Raw genomic sequence first — 15,247 nt, 5'->3', positions numbered from 1 at the left:
TTGCGCCCCGATCCTGGGTGTTGGAGCTATTGCCTGATAGATGGTCAAAAAAAATCCCGTTAAAGGATTTTGCAAATTGTCGTGAAGTTTTTTCTGGTCCGATCTTCTTGTTGGCCTCAGGCGCTTCTGCTGCCCAGTTTCCGGCCAAGCGCTATAGAGACTATCCATTCGTGGCTATGAATGGCTCTATTGTAAGGTGCGTTCAGGAGGCTATCGAGCCGCTTTTTTATATTTGTGATGACCCGAATTTTGTAAAAGGTAGGCCTGATCTCGCCGTGCTGGGAGTGAAACAAGGAAAAAACCTAGCCCTAAGCTTAGAAGTATTGAAAGAGATTCATGCTTACGATGATGCGGTTTTGGAAGGAAAGCAAATATATCTTCTGGAAAGAGCGAACAGGCAATTCGGTCATCGCGTCAAGTCGGATAGGCTCTTTGCCTGGTCTGTAAGAAAGGATGAGGAAATTTGCCTGAAATTTTCGCTTCTCAGGCAAAAGACTAATCGCATTGGATTCAGCCGAAATCTGAGTCGCGGGTATTTCGTCGCGCGTACCATACCTTACGCTGGGGCGCAACTAGCCTTTCATCTGGGGTTCAGGCTTGTCTTCATTGTGGGAATGGACCTGAATCCAAGCGTAGGACGATTTTACGAAAGCGACGAGGCTAAGGTATTGCCTACGTCGCTAGATAGGCATTATGAGGACTACATAGTGCCCAGCTTCAAGTTGATGTCGCGCAAAGTTTGTCGGGAGGGTGGCTTTCAGGTATTCAACCTTTCTAAAGATAGCCGATTGCCTGCGTCTGTTTTGCCAAAGATCGCTTTATCCGAGCTGGATGAATATATTTCCGCGAACCTAGGGGTTAGCGTCTAGTAGCATCAGAAGCTTTTCCTCGTTGAGTTTCGTTTTAGAAAGCGAGCTTTCTTTGTAGCTGGCGAGGAATTTACTCTTTTCCAGTGCTATCCAATTCCTGTCATTAGGGTAGCGGGTAATATGCTTGAAATTACGCAATCGTTGGCCGGTACTCAGTGGCTTGCGGTGAAAGCTCAGGTCGGCGATGTCTATAAGGCCTAGCTCTCCAGTGGGGGTTTCTATAATATTCCCTAGATGTAAGGAGCGAAAATAGATTCCCTTGTCATGGAGTCTTGAAATAAAACTGCCAAGTTTTATTTGCAGTTCTGGTTGCCGTTCATTTGCCTCTGATAATTGCCTCAATGTTAGCCCCGCAAGCGGGCTATAATGGACGGCATCTCGTGCAATTGATTGGATCCGGTAGCTGGCCTTGATCTTGGGGCACGGGACGCCGAGTCTTGACAGTATAGAGGCATTGTCCGCAAACCGCTGTGCGTAAGGGTAAAAAATTGCTGAAGTTAAGAGTCGCTTACGTCTGAAAAGTTTGAGGTAAGTGCCGTCCGCTAGGCGCAAGACCTTGTCTCCAAAATGGTCTGCTTCCACCACTTCGGCAGACTGGCGCAGGGCGAGATATTCTGATTCTTTGAGAAAGTGCATGCTGTCTCCGTTGCCAAGTCTATCAGAGTGCCGAAGTTTTATAACCCGCGCCGCTATGCGGCCTTTCATGTCATCGGTGAGCGGAAGCGAGGAAGGCGGGCGAACTTGGCTTTCTAGGTTCTGGCCTGTTGTATCCATGTCGAATCTTGCGGGTAGCACAGCCTGCGGTTCACGCTAATCGAAGCTCATTGCTTGGCTCCGGTCGCTATAACTGCGGTTTCGATCGCTTGGCTAATCGGTGTCGCCAAAAACAGTCAGCGCTGCAAAGCGCTCAATCTATCGCGCATCTTGACGTGGCTAATATTCTACGCCGCCTGGCCCAGTCGGCGCTCCGGTCAGCCAGCTTTCCAGTTCCGGCGCTGTTACAATCCGCATCTTGTTTCTCTAGCCATTTCATGGGGCTCGCCGAATGGCCAATTCTACCCAGCAATCCAGCGTAAAGGTGTATCTGCGGTTGCTGCGCTACGTGCTCCCCTACTGGGGGCTGTTCGCTATCAGCTTGTTTGGCTTCCTGATCTTCGCCTCCACCCAGCCGATGCTCGGCTACATCCTCAAATTTTTCGTCGATGGGCTGAACAACCCGGACGCCAGTTTTTTTGCTCAGGTTCCCTATCTGCAGGATCAGGCGTGGCTGGCGGAGCTGAAGCTGCTGCAAGCCGTGCCGTTGCTGATCGTGTTCATCGCCCTGCTGCAAGGCATCGGTTCGTTTCTCGGCAACTATTTTCTGGCCAGGGTTTCGCTGGGCCTGGTGCATGATCTGCGCATCGCACTGTTCAACAATATGCTGACGCTGCCCAACCGCTACTTCGACAGCCACAACTCCGGCCATCTGATTTCCCGTATCACCTACAACGTGACGATGGTGACGGGCGCCGCGACGGATGCGATCAAGGTGGTGGTGCGCGAGGGTATGACCGTTATTTTCCTGTTCGCCACGCTGCTCTGGATGAACTGGAAGCTGACCATGGTGATGGTGGCGATCCTGCCGCTCATAGGCCTTATGGTGGCCAGCGCCAGCAAGAAATTCCGCAAGCAAAGCAAGAAGATTCAGGTCGCGATGGGTGACGTCACCCATGTCGCATCCGAGACCATCCAGGGCTACCGGGTGGTGCGCAGCTTCGGTGGCGAGGCCTACGAGCAGGCCCGCTTTCTCGACGCCAGCAGGGACAATACCGGCAAGCAGTTACGCATGGTCAAGACGAACGCGGTTTACACGCCGACATTGCAACTGGTGATCTACAGTGCCATGGCCGTACTGATGTTCCTGGTGCTGTACATGCGTGGCGACGCGTCGGCCGGCGATCTGGTGGCATATATCACGCTTGCCGGCCTGTTGCCCAAGCCGATCAGGCAGCTTTCGGAGGTGAGCTCCACCATTCAGAAGGGCGTTTCTGGTGCGGAGAGCATTTTCGAGCAACTGGACGAGTCGCCCGAGACCGACAGCGGAACGCTCGAGCGCGAACGTGTTGCCGGGCGTCTGGAAGTCAATGATTTGAGCTTCGTTTACCCGGGCACCGACAAACAGGTGCTGCACGACATCAGCTTCACCGCCGAACCGGGCCAGATGGTGGCGTTGGTCGGGCGCTCGGGTAGCGGCAAGTCGACCCTGGCTAACCTCATTCCGCGTTTCTACCACCATTATCGGGGGCAAATCTTGCTGGATGGCGCGGAGGTCGAAGACTACAGGCTGCGCAATCTACGCCGGCATATCGCACTGGTCACCCAGCAGGTCACGCTGTTCAACGATACGGTTGCCAACAACATCGCCTATGGCGATCTCGCAGGCGCACCGATCGAGGATATCCGTCGCGCTGCCCAGGCAGCCTATGCCGACGAGTTCATCGAACAGATGCCGCAGGGCTACCAGACCCCGGTTGGCGAGAATGGCGTGCTGCTTTCCGGTGGCCAGCGCCAGCGCCTGGCGATCGCTCGTGCACTGCTGAAGAATGCGCCGGTGCTGATTCTGGACGAGGCGACCTCGGCTCTGGATACCGAATCCGAGCGCCACATCCAGGGCGCGCTGGACCAGGTGATGAGCGGGCGTACCACTCTGGTCATCGCACACCGCCTGAGTACCATCGAGAAGGCCGATCTCATCTTGGTCATGGAGCAGGGGCGTATCGTCGAGCGCGGTACCCACACGCAACTGCTCGCGGCGAACGGAGCTTACGCCGGCCTGCATGCCAAGCAGTTCAAGGATGAAGACAAAGCCTAACGGATGATGGCCTCCCGGTCTGCAATCACAGGTCTCAGACTGGAATGAACTGGCATGGCTTCATGCTGGTATGCTCTGCACCGTTTTCTCTTCCTCTCCGGAGCCCCCATGAAGCTGTCCATGCCCCGTTTCGACCAAGCCCCCGTTCTGGTGGTGGGCGATGTCATGCTCGATCGTTACTGGCATGGCGGTACGTCGCGGATTTCGCCGGAGGCGCCGGTGCCGGTGGTCAAGGTCGAGCAGGTCGAGGATCGTCCGGGTGGTGCGGCCAACGTGGCGCTGAATATCGCCGCGCTGGGTGCTCCGGCTGCGTTGGTCGGGGTGACCGGCGAGGACGAGGCGCGCCAGAGCCTGGTCGATAGTCTTGCCGCGGCGGGTGTACGGGCGCATTTTCAGTGCCTCGAACACCAGCCGACCATCGTCAAGCTGCGAGTGATGAGCCGCCATCAGCAGTTGCTGCGCATGGATTTCGAGGAGCCGTTCGATACCGATCCGGCCGCGCTGCTAACGGACGTGGAAAGCCTGCTGGCCGGGGTCAAGGTGCTGGTGCTGTCGGACTATGGCAAGGGTGCGCTGAAGAATCACCAGGCGCTGATCCAGGCCGCCCGCCGCCATGGCATTCCCGTGCTGGCCGATCCCAAGGGCAAGGATTTCGAGATCTATCGGGGCGCGTCGCTGATCACGCCGAATCTCGGCGAATTCGAGGCGATCGTTGGCCACTGCGCCGACGAGGCCGAACTGGTGGCCAAAGGGGCCGAGCTGATGCGCCAGCTGGAACTGGGCGCCTTGCTGGTGACCCGTGGCGAGCACGGCATGACCCTGCTGCGGCCCGAGCATGCGCCGCTGCACCTGCCGGCGCGCGCGCGCGAAGTCTTCGACGTAACCGGTGCCGGCGACACGGTGATTTCCACGCTCGCGGCCTCCCTGGCTGCCGGCGAGGAGCTGCCGCAGGCGGTGGCGCTGGCCAATCTGGCCGCCGGCATCGTGGTCGGCAAGCTCGGCACCGCTGCCATCAGCGCGCCGGAACTGCGCCGTGCGGTGCAGCGCGAGGAGGGCTCCGAACGCGGCGTGATGACCGTCGAGCAATTGCTGACCGTCGTCGAGGACGCTCGCGCACAGGGCGAGAAGATCGTCTTCACCAACGGTTGCTTCGACATCCTGCATGCCGGACACGTGACGTATCTGGAGCAGGCTCGCGCGCAGGGCGACCGCCTTGTCGTGGCAGTAAATGACGATGGCTCGGTCAGCCGCCTCAAGGGGCCGGGCCGACCGATCAATTCGGTGGATCGTCGCATGGCGGTGCTGGCCGGCCTGGAGGCGGTGGATTGGGTGGTGTGCTTCGCCGAGGACACGCCGGAAAACCTGCTGGCTCAGGTTCGCCCCGACGTACTGGTCAAGGGCGGCGACTACGGTGTCGATCAGGTGGTCGGCGCCGACCTGGTCAAGGCCTATGGCGGCGTGGTGAAGGTGCTGGGGCTGGTGGAGAACAGCTCGACCACGGCCATCGTCGAGAAGATCCGCAAGGCGTAGGGCGGGTTATAACCCGCCGATCGAGCGGGATGCCAACTCGATAACGGCGGGTTTCACCCGCCCTACGGCTACTGCATCGCCGCGAGGGCGCGCCTCCCACAGGGTTCGGTGGTGCTCGCTGCTTTTGTGGGAGGCCGCCCGTTCCCGACGGGCTTGCGGCATTCACCACGTCCCTGTGGATGCCCGACGTCGGGGCGATGCTTTTGAGCTTCAAGCTTCAAGCTTCAAGCTTCAAGCTTTAGCAGTCCTGCGGCCTTACGCAATCCCAGCGTAGGTGTCAGCGCTGAGGCTTCGGTACGATGCCGACCTGCATGCCAAAGGGCCCGAATACGCTGTTCAGAGTGTGCACGGTCGGATTGGCTTCGTCGTGCTCCAACTGACGCAGCGCGCGCAGGGACAGCTTGCACATCTGGGCGAACCTGGCCTGCTGCAGGCCGGTGATTTCCTTGCGGAGCCTGCGGACGGCTTGTCCAATGGTGATATCGCCGGACGCCAGTTGCGTCCGTGTCTCCGTCAGGATGCGGTCGCGCTCCGTGATATCCATTCAGGTGAGTCTCCATCTGGCGAGTCGTTGAGGAAGGCGCGTAGCCTGCATCTTGCTAAAGGCAATTAAAGTACCTGTTTTTGTGCTGCTGAGTGATTAAATGGATATTTATTGCCTATTTGTCGGCGTGTAGAGTCTCCCTGTAGAAGCGGGCCATGCCCGCGATAGCTCTGCAGGGCCGGGATCGCGAGCATGGCTCGCTCCTACAATGGTGCATGTTCGCAGGCGAATCGGTACACAACCTGTTCAGCGCGCCAGGGCGACCGGTCTGGCGGCCCACCAGTCCTTCCAGCGAACACGTTCGTCGCGTACCACCCAGCCGTCCTGCCGGGCGAAGCTTTCCGATAGCCACAGCCCCCGCGTGCCCACCGGGCTGAACTGGCCGTTGCGCAGTTGCAGTAGCTGATCCTGTGGCTGCCCCTGGTGCAGCGGGATCAGGTAGAGGTCCGGCCGGCTGCGATCCAGGCGTGCCAACAGATGGCCGTCCTCGAGGCGTTCGTCGACGTGGAACAGGCTCAGTTGGCGGGCCTCCTTCGGCAGTTCCAGGCGCATGTCGTAGACCAGCTGCAGCGAGGCGGTCGGCAAATGTACATAGGCGCGCGGGCGCTCCATCAGCACCATGTTGCCGCAGTGCACCGGACGCGTGGCGCCCGACTGCGAGGCGAGCTTGAAGTGCACCGCTTCCCGGTAACGCAGGGCGCCGTCGTAGGGGGTCGGCAGCCAGGTGTCGCCGAAGCGCCCGGCGAGCCAGCCTTCCGGGGTTTCCAGCAGGCACTCTTCGGCGATTTCCTGGATCGCGGTGAGCAGCGGCAGGTTCAGTTCGTGCGCGGGGACGTAGCCGGAAATCAGCTTGAGCACCACGTCGCCCCGGTCCAGGCGCTGCTGGCGGACCAGTACCCAGTATTCGCGGCCCTGCCAACCGAGGGTCAGGCGCACCGAGACGCCAAGGTTGGCCAGCTCGATGGCGAAATGGCCCGGGGTGGGTACGCTCACCGGGCGGCGGCGCTCGATCACTTCGCTGAAGTTCAAGGGGCGGCCCAGGCTCTGGTAGCTCAGGCTGTCCGGGCTGGCTTCGACGTACAGTGGCAGGGTCTTGAACGCGGCGGGGCTCTTGCGCACCAGAACTCTCGGCATTCGGCTCCTCCTTGCGTCGGATCGCCGCTAGCGGCGTCGGGGTTGCAGTGCCTGCGGAGATACCGCAAGCCAGAAATTCATCCATAGAATGGGTTTCAGCCTACCGGCGCCACCGGCGTCATTGCGCGGCGGCGGGATGGGAAGCCTAGCCCAATTGCCCCTCAGTTGCCCGTCAGAACGGCGGCGGCGGCGCGCACGTTGTCGGCGAGGTGCCGCGGATTGATGGTGCCGATGATGGCGCCGCTCACGCCGGGCTGCCGGAACAGCAGCTCGAAGCTGCGCCGTACCGGGTCCTCGCCCGTCTCCAGGCAGGCATGACCGCTGGCCAGGGCTTTCTTGATCAGGATGCCCTTGCCATGGGCCGCCGCATAGTCGATCACCGGGCGCTCGGCCTGTTCGGCGAGGTTGTAGGTGACCATGGCGCAATCGCCCTGTTCCAGCGCCAACAGTCCGCCTTCGACGGTCTTGCCGGAGAGGCCGAACGCGAGAATCTTGCCTTCACGCTTGAGCTCGGCGAGGGTCTGGTAGACCTCGCTGTGCTGCAGGATGTCGAGATCGTTGCCGTCCGAATGCACCAGCACCAGTTCGATCCGGTCGGTGCGCAGGCGCTCGAGGCTGCGCTCGACGGAGAAGCGCGTGTGCGCGGCGGAGAAGTCGAAGCGCGACTGGCCGTTCTCGAACTCCTCGCCCGCCTTGCTGACGATCACCCAGTCGTCGCGCTGGCCCGCCAGCAATGGCCCCAGGCGCTCCTCGCTGACCCCATAGGCGGGGGCGGTGTCGATCAGGTTGATGCCCAAGTCGCGGGCCAGCGCCAGCAGTTGGCGTGCCTGGGCGTCGTCGGGGATGGCGAAGCCATTGGGGTATTTCACGCCCTGGTCGCGGCCCAGCTTGACCGTACCCAGGCCCAGCGGCGAGATCGTCAGGCCGGTGCTGCCGAGCGGGCGATGCAGGTCGTGCAACGTCGTGTTCATGGCAGCAGGCCCTCCCAGAAGGGGCCGGTCAGCGGCGGACGTGGCAGTTCCGGTAGTGCGGGATGCTGGCCGGGGCGGATGCCGTCGCGGGCGAGGGCGGCTTCGACACGGTCGGAAAAGTCCGGTGACAGCGCCAGCTTGGTCGGCCAGCCGACCAGCAGACGGCCCTGTTCGGCGAGGAAGGCATTGTCCGGACGGGCGAGGGCCGATTGAGCCGGCTCGGCGCGATCGATACGCAGCGTGGCCCAGTGCGCGGCGGACAGATCGATCCAGGGCACCAGTTCGGCCAGCTCCTTCTTCGCCGCGGCTATCTGCGCGGCCTCATCGCGGGCCACACCGTCGGCTTCGGCCAGATCGCCGCCCAGATACCAGAGCCACTCGCCATCCGCTGCCGGATGGCTGGTCACGGTGATCCGCGGCTTGGTACCGCCGCCCAGGCAGTGGGCATAGAGCGGCTTGAGCGTCGGCGCCTTGACGATGACCATGTGCAGCGGGCGGCGCTGCATGGCCGGCTGTTCCAGTCCGAGTGCGGCGAGCAGTTCGGCGGTCCCGCCGCCGGCGCTGAAGACGATGCGCTGGGCCCGTATCTCGCGGCCATCGACGCGCAGGCCGACCAGCTCAGTGCCGTCGTGCAGCGGTTCGATTCGCTGGCCGGCCAGCAGGCTGTCGCCGCTCAGCTCGGCCAGGCGTGCGATCAGGCTGGGCACATCGAGCACCAGTTCGCTGAGGCGGTAGACCTTGCCCTTGAATTTCGGGTGCTGCAGCGCCGGCGGCAGCTCGTCGCCCTTGACCTGGCCGACCCGCGAACGCACCGCCTTGCTGGCGAAAAAACTGGTGAGGTTGCCGGCCAGCGTGCCCGGCGACCAGAGGTAGTGCGCATCGGAAAGCAGGCGCACGCCTGTGAGATCCAGCTCGCCCTTGCCTTCGAGCGCCTCGCGCCAGCGCCGGGGCATATCGGCGATGGCCTCGGAGGCGCCGGTCAGCGCGCCGCTCAGCGCATACTTGGTACCGCCGTGGATGATGCCTTGGGACTTCACGCTCTGCCCGCCGCCCAGCGTGCCCTTGTCCACCAGAAGCGTGGCAAAACCTTGCCTGCGCAGGCGCGCGTTGAGCCAGAGACCGGCGACACCACCGCCAACGATCAGGACGTCGGTGCTGAGGGATTCGGGCATGTGCAGACCTCGCCTGTAAAACTGTAAATACGGGTCGGCAGTATAACCGGAGCCCGGCCTGCGCCGGCTGCTATCGCCGCGAGGGCGCGCCTCCCACGGGGTTGGTGGGGTTGGTTGTTTTGGTGGGAGGGCTGGCTTCGGGGTTTGCTTTTGCTTTTGCTTTTGCTTGAGGCAGGCCTGTGGCCTGTATCGCCGCGAGGGCGCGCCTCCCACGGGATTGGTGGGGCTGGTTGTTTTGTGGGAGGGCTGGCTTCGGGGTTTGCTTTTGCTTTTGCTTGAGGCAGGTCTGTGGCCTGTATCGCCGCGGGGGCGCGCCTCCCACGGGGTTGGTGGGGTTGGTTGTTTTGGTGGGGGGCTGGCTTCGGGGTTTGCTTTTGCCTGAGGCAGGCCTGTGGCCTGTAATCGCCGCGAGGGCGCGCCTCCCACGGGTTGGTGGGGCTGGTTGTTTTGGTGGGAGGGCTGGCTTCGGGGCTTGCTTGCTTGAGGCAGGCCTGTGGCCTGTAATCGCCGCGGGGGCGCGCCTCCCACGGGGTTGGTGGTGGCTGACGGCTTTTGTGGGAGGCCCGCCCTCGGGGCGAGCTTTTGCTGCTGGCGGGTCGTGGCTGCTACCTGCTTTCGAGTAAACTCCGCGGCCATGAATCGCACCCTTTACAGCCTCCTTTTTCACCTTGGCCTGCCGCTGGTGTTCCTGCGTCTGCTCTGGCGCGCCTGGCGGGCGCCTGCCTATTCACGGCGCATCGGCGAGCGCTTCGCTGTCGGATTGCCGCCCCTTCGGTCAGGCGGCATCTGGGTGCACGCAGTTTCGGTCGGCGAAAGCATTGCCGCGGCGCCGATGATCCGCGAGCTGATGACCCGCTATCCGCAACTGCCCATCACCGTCACCTGCATGACGCCGACTGGCTCCGAGCGCATTCAGGCGCTGTTCGGCGACAGCGTGCAGCACTGCTACCTGCCTTATGACCTGCCCTGGGCGGCGGCACGCTTTCTCGATCGTATCCGGCCGAAGCTGGCGGTGGTGATGGAAACCGAACTCTGGCCCAACCATATCCATCAATGTGCCCGTCGCGGTATTCCGGTGGCGCTGGCCAATGCGCGGCTGTCCGAGCGCTCGGCCCGTGGCTATGCACGGTTCGCCCGACTGACCGCGCCGATGCTTGCCGAGCTGAGCCTGGTTGCGGTGCAGACCGCCGTCGAGGCCGAACGCTTTCGCCAGCTAGGCGCGCGGCCCGAGTGTGTCGAGGTGACCGGATCGATCAAGTTCGACCTCACCGTCGATCCGGCCCTGCTGGCGCGGGCGACTGCATTGCGCGGGCAATGGGCTGCGCAGGCGCGGCCACTATGGATCGCGGCCAGCACCCATGCCGGCGAGGACGAGATCATTCTGGACGCGCACCGGCAGTTGCTGGCGCAGCAACCGCAGGCGTTGGTGATCCTGGTGCCGCGGCATCCGGAGCGCTTCGGCTCGGTGGTCGAGCTATGCCGCAAGGCGGGATTCGCCACGCTTCGACGGTCCACGGGCGAGGCGGTCGATGCCGGAACCCAGGTGCTGGTCGGCGATACCATGGGCGAGCTGCTGTTTCTCTATGCCCTGGCGGATATCGCCTTCGTCGGCGGCAGCCTGGTGCCCAATGGCGGGCATAACCTGTTGGAGCCCGCAGCGCTGGGCAAGCCGGTGCTCAGCGGTCCGCACCTGTTCAATTTTCTCGAGATATCCGCTCAGCTGCGCGACGCCGGCGCCCTGCGCGAAGTGCAGGATGCCGACCAGCTGGCACAGGCGGTCGGCCAACTCTGGCGCGACCCGGCTGCGGCACAAAGGATGCGTGACGCCGGGCTGGGCGTGCTGAAGGCCAATCAGGGCGCGTTGCAGCGCCTGTTGGCGGGGTTGGGTGACCTGCTTGGCTAGACTGCGGGCAGTGGGTCGACCTGGCGCGTGAGCTGCGAGGTGCTCGATAAAACGGCTGGTGGGCTGAAGCCCACCCTACGGTCTGGCCACGCTGAAGGGATCGCGTTGCGCTCTGCTTCGCGGCCCGACACGGGTGGTACTTCATGTCGCCTGGCGGCGACGAACCGTAGGGTGGGCTTCAGCCCACCAAGTCACGGTCCAAGCGAAACACGAAAGCCCCAGCTCAATAATCCACCCGCACCGGCTGGCCGATGGTCTGCGGCAGGTCCGGGGGAAGGAAGTCGGTGTCTGGGTCGTAGTCGGGCTTCAGATAGGCTGCCAGCTGTTGCAGGTCGTCCGGGTTGAGCGTCCCGGCGGCCTGCTTCAGGCGCAGGTTGTCGAGGATGTAGTCGTAGCGGGCGTTGTTGTAGTCGCGCACGGCCGCATACAGGCGGCGCTGTGTATCGAGCACGTCGACGATGTTGCGGGTGCCGACCTGATAGCCGATCTCGGTGGCTTCCAGCGCGCTCTGGTTGGAGATGATCGACTGCCGGCGGGCCTCGACCTGCTCGATGTCGGTGTTCACCGCCCGGTGCAGGTTGCGGGTGGCTTCGACCACCTGGCGGCGCAAGCTTTCGCGCTGCTGCTCGCTCTGGTTGAGCAGGTAATAGGCCTCACGGCTCTGCGAGGTGGTCAGGCCGCCACTGTAGAGCGGAATGTTCAGTTGCAGGCCGATGCTGCGCTGTTCGACATCGCCGGTATAGCGCGGCATCAATCCTGACGGAAGGCCGGTGACATCGGTGTTGGTGAAGCCCAGCGAGTCGTTGTCGCCCTTGCGATAGGAGGCCACCGCATCGAGCGTCGGTGCATGGCCGGCGCGGCGCTGGCGCAGGGTTTCCTCGGCTGCGCTCACCGCGTAGTTCACCGCCAGCAGGTTGAGGTTCTGCCGTGTCGCCGTATCGACCCAGGCCTTGGCCTCGTTCGGCACCGGCGCCAGCACCGGCAGCGTATGGCGAATGCCCTCCAGGGCGAGGTATTCACGGTTGGTCAGGGTGAACAGCGCCTGGAAGGCGTCGTCGACCTGGCGCCGGGCGATTGAGCGATTGGCCCGCGCGGTGTCGTAGCCGGCCTGGGCTTCGAGTACATCGGTCTTGTCGGAGAGGCCGACCTCGAAGCGCTCGTTGGCCTGGTCGAGCTGACGCTTGAACGCGGCTTCCTCGGCTTTAACCGCCGCCAGGTTGTCCTGCGCGCGCAGCACGGCGAAGTAGGCCTGGGCGCTCTGCAGGATCAGGTCCTGTTCGGCGATGGAGTATTCCAGTGCGGCCTGCTCGCTGACGGCTTGCGCGGCCTTGAGCTGGAACCAGCGGTCGGCGCGGAAGATCGGCTGGCTCAGCGTCGCCTGGTAGGCGGTGCCGCTGCGCGACAGCGATCTGGCGCCCATGCTGGTGTCCACGTCCGTTTCGCTATCGCTCAACTCGGCACCAGCGCTCAGGTTGGGCAGCAGGCCGGCCCGCGCCTGCGGCACGACTTGCTGGCGGGCTTGGAACTGCGCACGTGCTGCAGCCAGGTCGGCGTTGTTGTTGACGGCTTGCTGGTAGACGCTGACCAGGTCGGTCTTGCTGGCCAGCGGGATGCTCTCCTCTGCCCAGGCCGCTCCGGCGGTGAGGGAAGCCACGGCGAGAGCCAGGGGGAGTCTGCGCAGCATGTTGGGTCCATCCTGAATAGAGCTGATGGGCAAGGCTAAGCGCCGGCTGACGGGGGGTCAAGGCGCGCGTGCGGGCGACCGGCGGCCTTTGTGCCAGCCGATTGGAGTGACCGAGCGGTCGATTACTTTCATCGTTGCCATGGCGTTCCCCCTGGCTCTTGATTAGACTCGCCGATGTTCTTGTCGGGGTGCCTTGAAGCGAAGGCTGAGATCGGAAAGTTCCGGATCCCGTTGAACCTGATCAGGTTAAGGCCTGCGTAGGGAACAAGATGTCCTCGCCCATCAGTCGGCGAGTCTCTCGCCGCCGCTGCGGCGCCCGATGCCCTCCTTCATCCGCCGTGTTGCTCAGGTTCGCTCCGACATTTCCCAGGAGAAGCCGATGAGCGTGCAAAGCAATAAAAATCTGAGTGAATCCGCCCAGGTCGACCAACAGTCCATTCAACCCTTCCCGCGTTCGCAGAAGGTCTACGTGCAGGGCTCGCGCCCCGATATCCGCGTGCCGATGCGCGAGATCAGCCTGGACGTGACGCCGACCGATTTCGGTGGCGAGATCAACGCCCCGGTCACCGTCTACGACACTTCCGGCCCCTACACCGACCCGAGCGTCAGCATCGACGTGCGCAAGGGCCTGGCCGATGTGCGCAGCGCCTGGATCGAGGAGCGCGGCGATACCGAGAAGCTGGCGGGGCTGACCTCCGAGTTCGGCCAGCGCCGGCTGAACGACGCCGAACTGACCGCCATGCGCTTCGCCCATGTGCGCAACCCGCGCCGGGCCAAGGCCGGCATGAACGTCAGCCAAATGCACTATGCAAGGAAGGGCATCATCACGCCCGAGATGGAATACGTCGCCATCCGCGAGAACATGAAGCTGGCCGAGGCCCGCGAAGCCGGCCTGCTCAAGGAGCAGCACGCCGGCCACAGCTTCGGCGCCGCCATCCCGAAGGAAATCACCGCGGAATTCGTGCGTGAGGAAGTCGCCCGCGGTCGCGCCATCATCCCGGCCAACATCAACCACACCGAGCTGGAGCCGATGATCATCGGTCGCAACTTCCTGGTGAAGATCAACGGCAACATCGGCAACTCGGCGCTGGGATCTTCCATCGAAGAAGAAGTGGCCAAGCTGACCTGGGGCATCCGCTGGGGCTCGGACACGGTGATGGACCTGTCCACCGGCAAGCACATCCATGAAACCCGCGAGTGGATCATCCGCAACTCGCCAGTGCCGATCGGTACCGTGCCGATCTACCAGGCGCTGGAGAAGGTCAACGGCGTGGCCGAGGACCTGACCTGGGAGCTGTTCCGCGACACCCTGATCGAACAGGCCGAGCAGGGCGTGGACTACTTCACCATTCACGCCGGCGTACTCTTGCGCTATGTACCGCTGACCGCCAAGCGCGTCACCGGCATCGTCAGCCGCGGCGGCTCGATCATGGCCAAGTGGTGCCTGGCGCATCACCAGGAGAACTTCCTCTACACCCACTTCGAGGAAATCTGCGAAATCATGAAGGCCTACGACGTCAGCTTCTCGCTGGGCGACGGCCTGCGTCCGGGCTCGATCGCCGATGCCAACGACGCCGCGCAGTTCGGCGAGCTGGAAACCCTCGGCGAGCTGACCAAGATCGCCTGGAAGCACGACGTGCAGACCATGATCGAAGGCCCGGGCCACGTGCCGATGCACATGATCAAGGAGAACATGGACAAGCAGCTCGAATGCTGCGACGAGGCGCCGTTCTACACCCTCGGCCCGCTGACCACCGACATCGCGCCTGGCTACGACCACATCACCAGCGGCATCGGTGCGGCGATGATCGGCTGGTTCGGCTGCGCCATGCTCTGCTACGTGACGCCGAAGGAGCACCTCGGCCTGCCGAACAAGGATGACGTCAAGACCGGCATCATCACCTACAAGATCGCGGCCCACGCCGCCGACCTCGCCAAGGGCCATCCGGGCGCGCAGGTCCGCGACAACGCGCTGTCCAAGGCGCGTTTCGAGTTCCGCTGGGAAGACCAGTTCAACCTCGGCCTGGACCCGGACACCGCGCGCGCCTACCACGACGAGACCCTGCCCAAGGAGTCGGCCAAGGTGGCGCATTTCTGCTCCATGTGCGGGCCGAAGTTCTGCTCGATGAAGATCACCCAGGAAGTGCGCGAATACGCCGCCGAACACGGCCTGACCGACGAACAGAAAGCCATCGAGGCCGGTTTCGCCGAGCAGTCCGAACGCTTCAAGGACGAGGGGTCGGTGATTTACAGGCAGGTGTGACCATGTCGTGAATCGGTTCGCGGGCGTGGCCCGCTCCTACGGGGCAGGTGGCGGATTCGAGACACGGCTCCGTAGGAGCGGCCCCTGGCCGCGAAAGGGCCAGGCTCGGTGGTTGTCAGTCGGTTCGCGGGCGCGGCCCGCTCCTACGGGCAGGTGGCGGACTCGAGGCACGGCTCCGTAGGAGCGGCCCCTGGCCGCGAAAGGGCCAGGCTCGGTGGTTGTCAGTCGGTTCGCGGGCGCGGCCCGCTCCTACGGGCAGGTGGCGGATTCGAGACACGGCTCCGTAGGAGCGGCCCCTGGCCGCGAAAAGGGCCTGGCTCGGTGGT

11 protein-coding genes and 1 riboswitch are annotated in these 15,247 nt (G+C 63.1%); of the genes, 5 read left to right on the top strand and 6 right to left on the bottom strand.

From position 1 onward, the window contains the following. Positions 1–17: 17 nt before the first annotated feature. Positions 18–869, top strand: a complete 852-nt coding sequence (locus B597_RS46930; protein ID WP_152028147.1) for a lipopolysaccharide core biosynthesis protein — start codon at positions 18–20, stop codon at positions 867–869. Here the strand turns inward: B597_RS46930 and B597_RS30940 are convergent. Beyond that, entirely contained in the window at positions 852–1,505 is a 654-nt protein-coding gene (locus B597_RS30940) for a BUD32 family EKC/KEOPS complex subunit (protein ID WP_003293949.1), read from the bottom strand. The genes B597_RS46930 and B597_RS30940 overlap by 18 nt on opposite strands. Positions 1,506–1,914: 409 nt before the next feature. Here B597_RS30940 and msbA point away from each other — a divergent pair, with 409 nt between their 5' ends. Together msbA and hldE are read left to right on the top strand one after the other, a co-directional pair. Then, positions 1,915–3,720, top strand: a complete 1,806-nt coding sequence (gene msbA, locus B597_RS30935; RefSeq protein ID WP_024161829.1) for a lipid A export permease/ATP-binding protein MsbA — start codon at positions 1,915–1,917, stop codon at positions 3,718–3,720. 108 nt (positions 3,721–3,828) lie between these two features. Then, positions 3,829–5,250 carry a bifunctional D-glycero-beta-D-manno-heptose-7-phosphate kinase/D-glycero-beta-D-manno-heptose 1-phosphate adenylyltransferase HldE gene (gene hldE, locus B597_RS30930; RefSeq protein ID WP_003293946.1) on the top strand — a complete coding sequence of 474 codons (1,422 nt, stop codon included), beginning with the start codon at positions 3,829–3,831 and terminating at the stop codon, positions 5,248–5,250. Positions 5,251–5,527: 277 nt separating this feature from the next. Here the strand turns inward: hldE and B597_RS30925 are convergent, their stop codons facing one another. From B597_RS30925 to B597_RS30910, 4 genes are all read right to left on the bottom strand, one after another. Then, the gene (locus tag B597_RS30925; protein ID WP_003293945.1) at positions 5,528–5,794 is read right to left on the bottom strand and encodes a helix-turn-helix domain-containing protein; all 267 of its coding nucleotides are present in this window, start codon (positions 5,792–5,794) and stop codon (positions 5,528–5,530) included. Positions 5,795–6,040: 246 nt separating this feature from the next. Then, on the bottom strand, positions 6,041–6,928 hold the full coding sequence (locus B597_RS30920; protein ID WP_024161828.1) for a hypothetical protein: 888 nt from the start codon (positions 6,926–6,928) through the stop codon (positions 6,041–6,043). A gap of 161 nt (positions 6,929–7,089) precedes the next feature. Beyond that, positions 7,090–7,899, bottom strand: a complete 810-nt coding sequence (locus tag B597_RS30915) for an aldo/keto reductase (protein WP_003293942.1) — start codon at positions 7,897–7,899, stop codon at positions 7,090–7,092. After that, positions 7,896–9,071 (bottom strand): NAD(P)/FAD-dependent oxidoreductase, encoded by a 1,176-nt coding sequence (locus tag B597_RS30910; RefSeq protein WP_003293941.1) that lies wholly within the window; start codon positions 9,069–9,071, stop codon positions 7,896–7,898. The genes B597_RS30915 and B597_RS30910 overlap by 4 nt, the downstream gene beginning before the upstream one ends. A 634-nt stretch (positions 9,072–9,705) precedes the next feature. On the opposite strand from B597_RS30910, the gene waaA reads away from it, so the two are divergent. Next, positions 9,706–10,974 (top strand): lipid IV(A) 3-deoxy-D-manno-octulosonic acid transferase, encoded by a 1,269-nt coding sequence (gene waaA / locus B597_RS30905; RefSeq protein WP_003293939.1) that lies wholly within the window; start codon positions 9,706–9,708, stop codon positions 10,972–10,974. A gap of 223 nt (positions 10,975–11,197) precedes the next feature. On the opposite strand, the gene B597_RS30900 is transcribed toward waaA, so the two are convergent. Next, the gene (locus B597_RS30900) at positions 11,198–12,658 is read right to left on the bottom strand and encodes a TolC family outer membrane protein (protein ID WP_003293936.1); all 1,461 of its coding nucleotides are present in this window, start codon (positions 12,656–12,658) and stop codon (positions 11,198–11,200) included. 174 nt (positions 12,659–12,832) lie between these two features. Then, a riboswitch (TPP riboswitch) is annotated at positions 12,833–12,939 on the top strand. Positions 12,940–13,037: 98 nt separating this feature from the next. On the opposite strand from B597_RS30900, the gene thiC reads away from it, so the two are divergent. After that, positions 13,038–14,921, top strand: coding sequence for a phosphomethylpyrimidine synthase ThiC (gene thiC / locus B597_RS30895; protein ID WP_003293935.1), 1,884 nt, complete (start codon positions 13,038–13,040; stop codon positions 14,919–14,921). Positions 14,922–15,247: the final 326 nt, after the last annotated feature.

The organism is Stutzerimonas stutzeri KOS6 (assembly GCF_000307775.2).
Classification (GTDB): domain Bacteria; phylum Pseudomonadota; class Gammaproteobacteria; order Pseudomonadales; family Pseudomonadaceae; genus Stutzerimonas; species Stutzerimonas stutzeri_B.
The sequence above is the reverse complement of the archived record's forward strand: the minus strand, read 5'-3'. Positions and strand labels throughout refer to the sequence as shown.

Bases quoted from the DNA above. Each gene is read 5' to 3' on its own strand.
- B597_RS30900 (WP_003293936.1), bottom strand. From the start codon at position 12,658: ATGCTGCGCAGACTCCCCCTGGCTCTCGCCGTGGCTTCCCTCACCGCC.
- msbA (WP_024161829.1), top strand. From the start codon at position 1,915: ATGGCCAATTCTACCCAGCAATCCAGCGTAAAGGTGTATCTGCGGTTG.
- waaA (WP_003293939.1), top strand. From the start codon at position 9,706: ATGAATCGCACCCTTTACAGCCTCCTTTTTCACCTTGGCCTGCCGCTG.
- B597_RS30940 (WP_003293949.1), bottom strand. From the start codon at position 1,505: ATGCACTTTCTCAAAGAATCAGAATATCTCGCCCTGCGCCAGTCTGCC.
- hldE (WP_003293946.1), top strand. From the start codon at position 3,829: ATGAAGCTGTCCATGCCCCGTTTCGACCAAGCCCCCGTTCTGGTGGTG.
- B597_RS30910 (WP_003293941.1), bottom strand. From the start codon at position 9,071: ATGCCCGAATCCCTCAGCACCGACGTCCTGATCGTTGGCGGTGGTGTC.
- B597_RS30915 (WP_003293942.1), bottom strand. From the start codon at position 7,899: ATGAACACGACGTTGCACGACCTGCATCGCCCGCTCGGCAGCACCGGC.
- B597_RS30925 (WP_003293945.1), bottom strand. From the start codon at position 5,794: ATGGATATCACGGAGCGCGACCGCATCCTGACGGAGACACGGACGCAA.
- thiC (WP_003293935.1), top strand. From the start codon at position 13,038: ATGAGCGTGCAAAGCAATAAAAATCTGAGTGAATCCGCCCAGGTCGAC.
- B597_RS30920 (WP_024161828.1), bottom strand. From the start codon at position 6,928: ATGCCGAGAGTTCTGGTGCGCAAGAGCCCCGCCGCGTTCAAGACCCTG.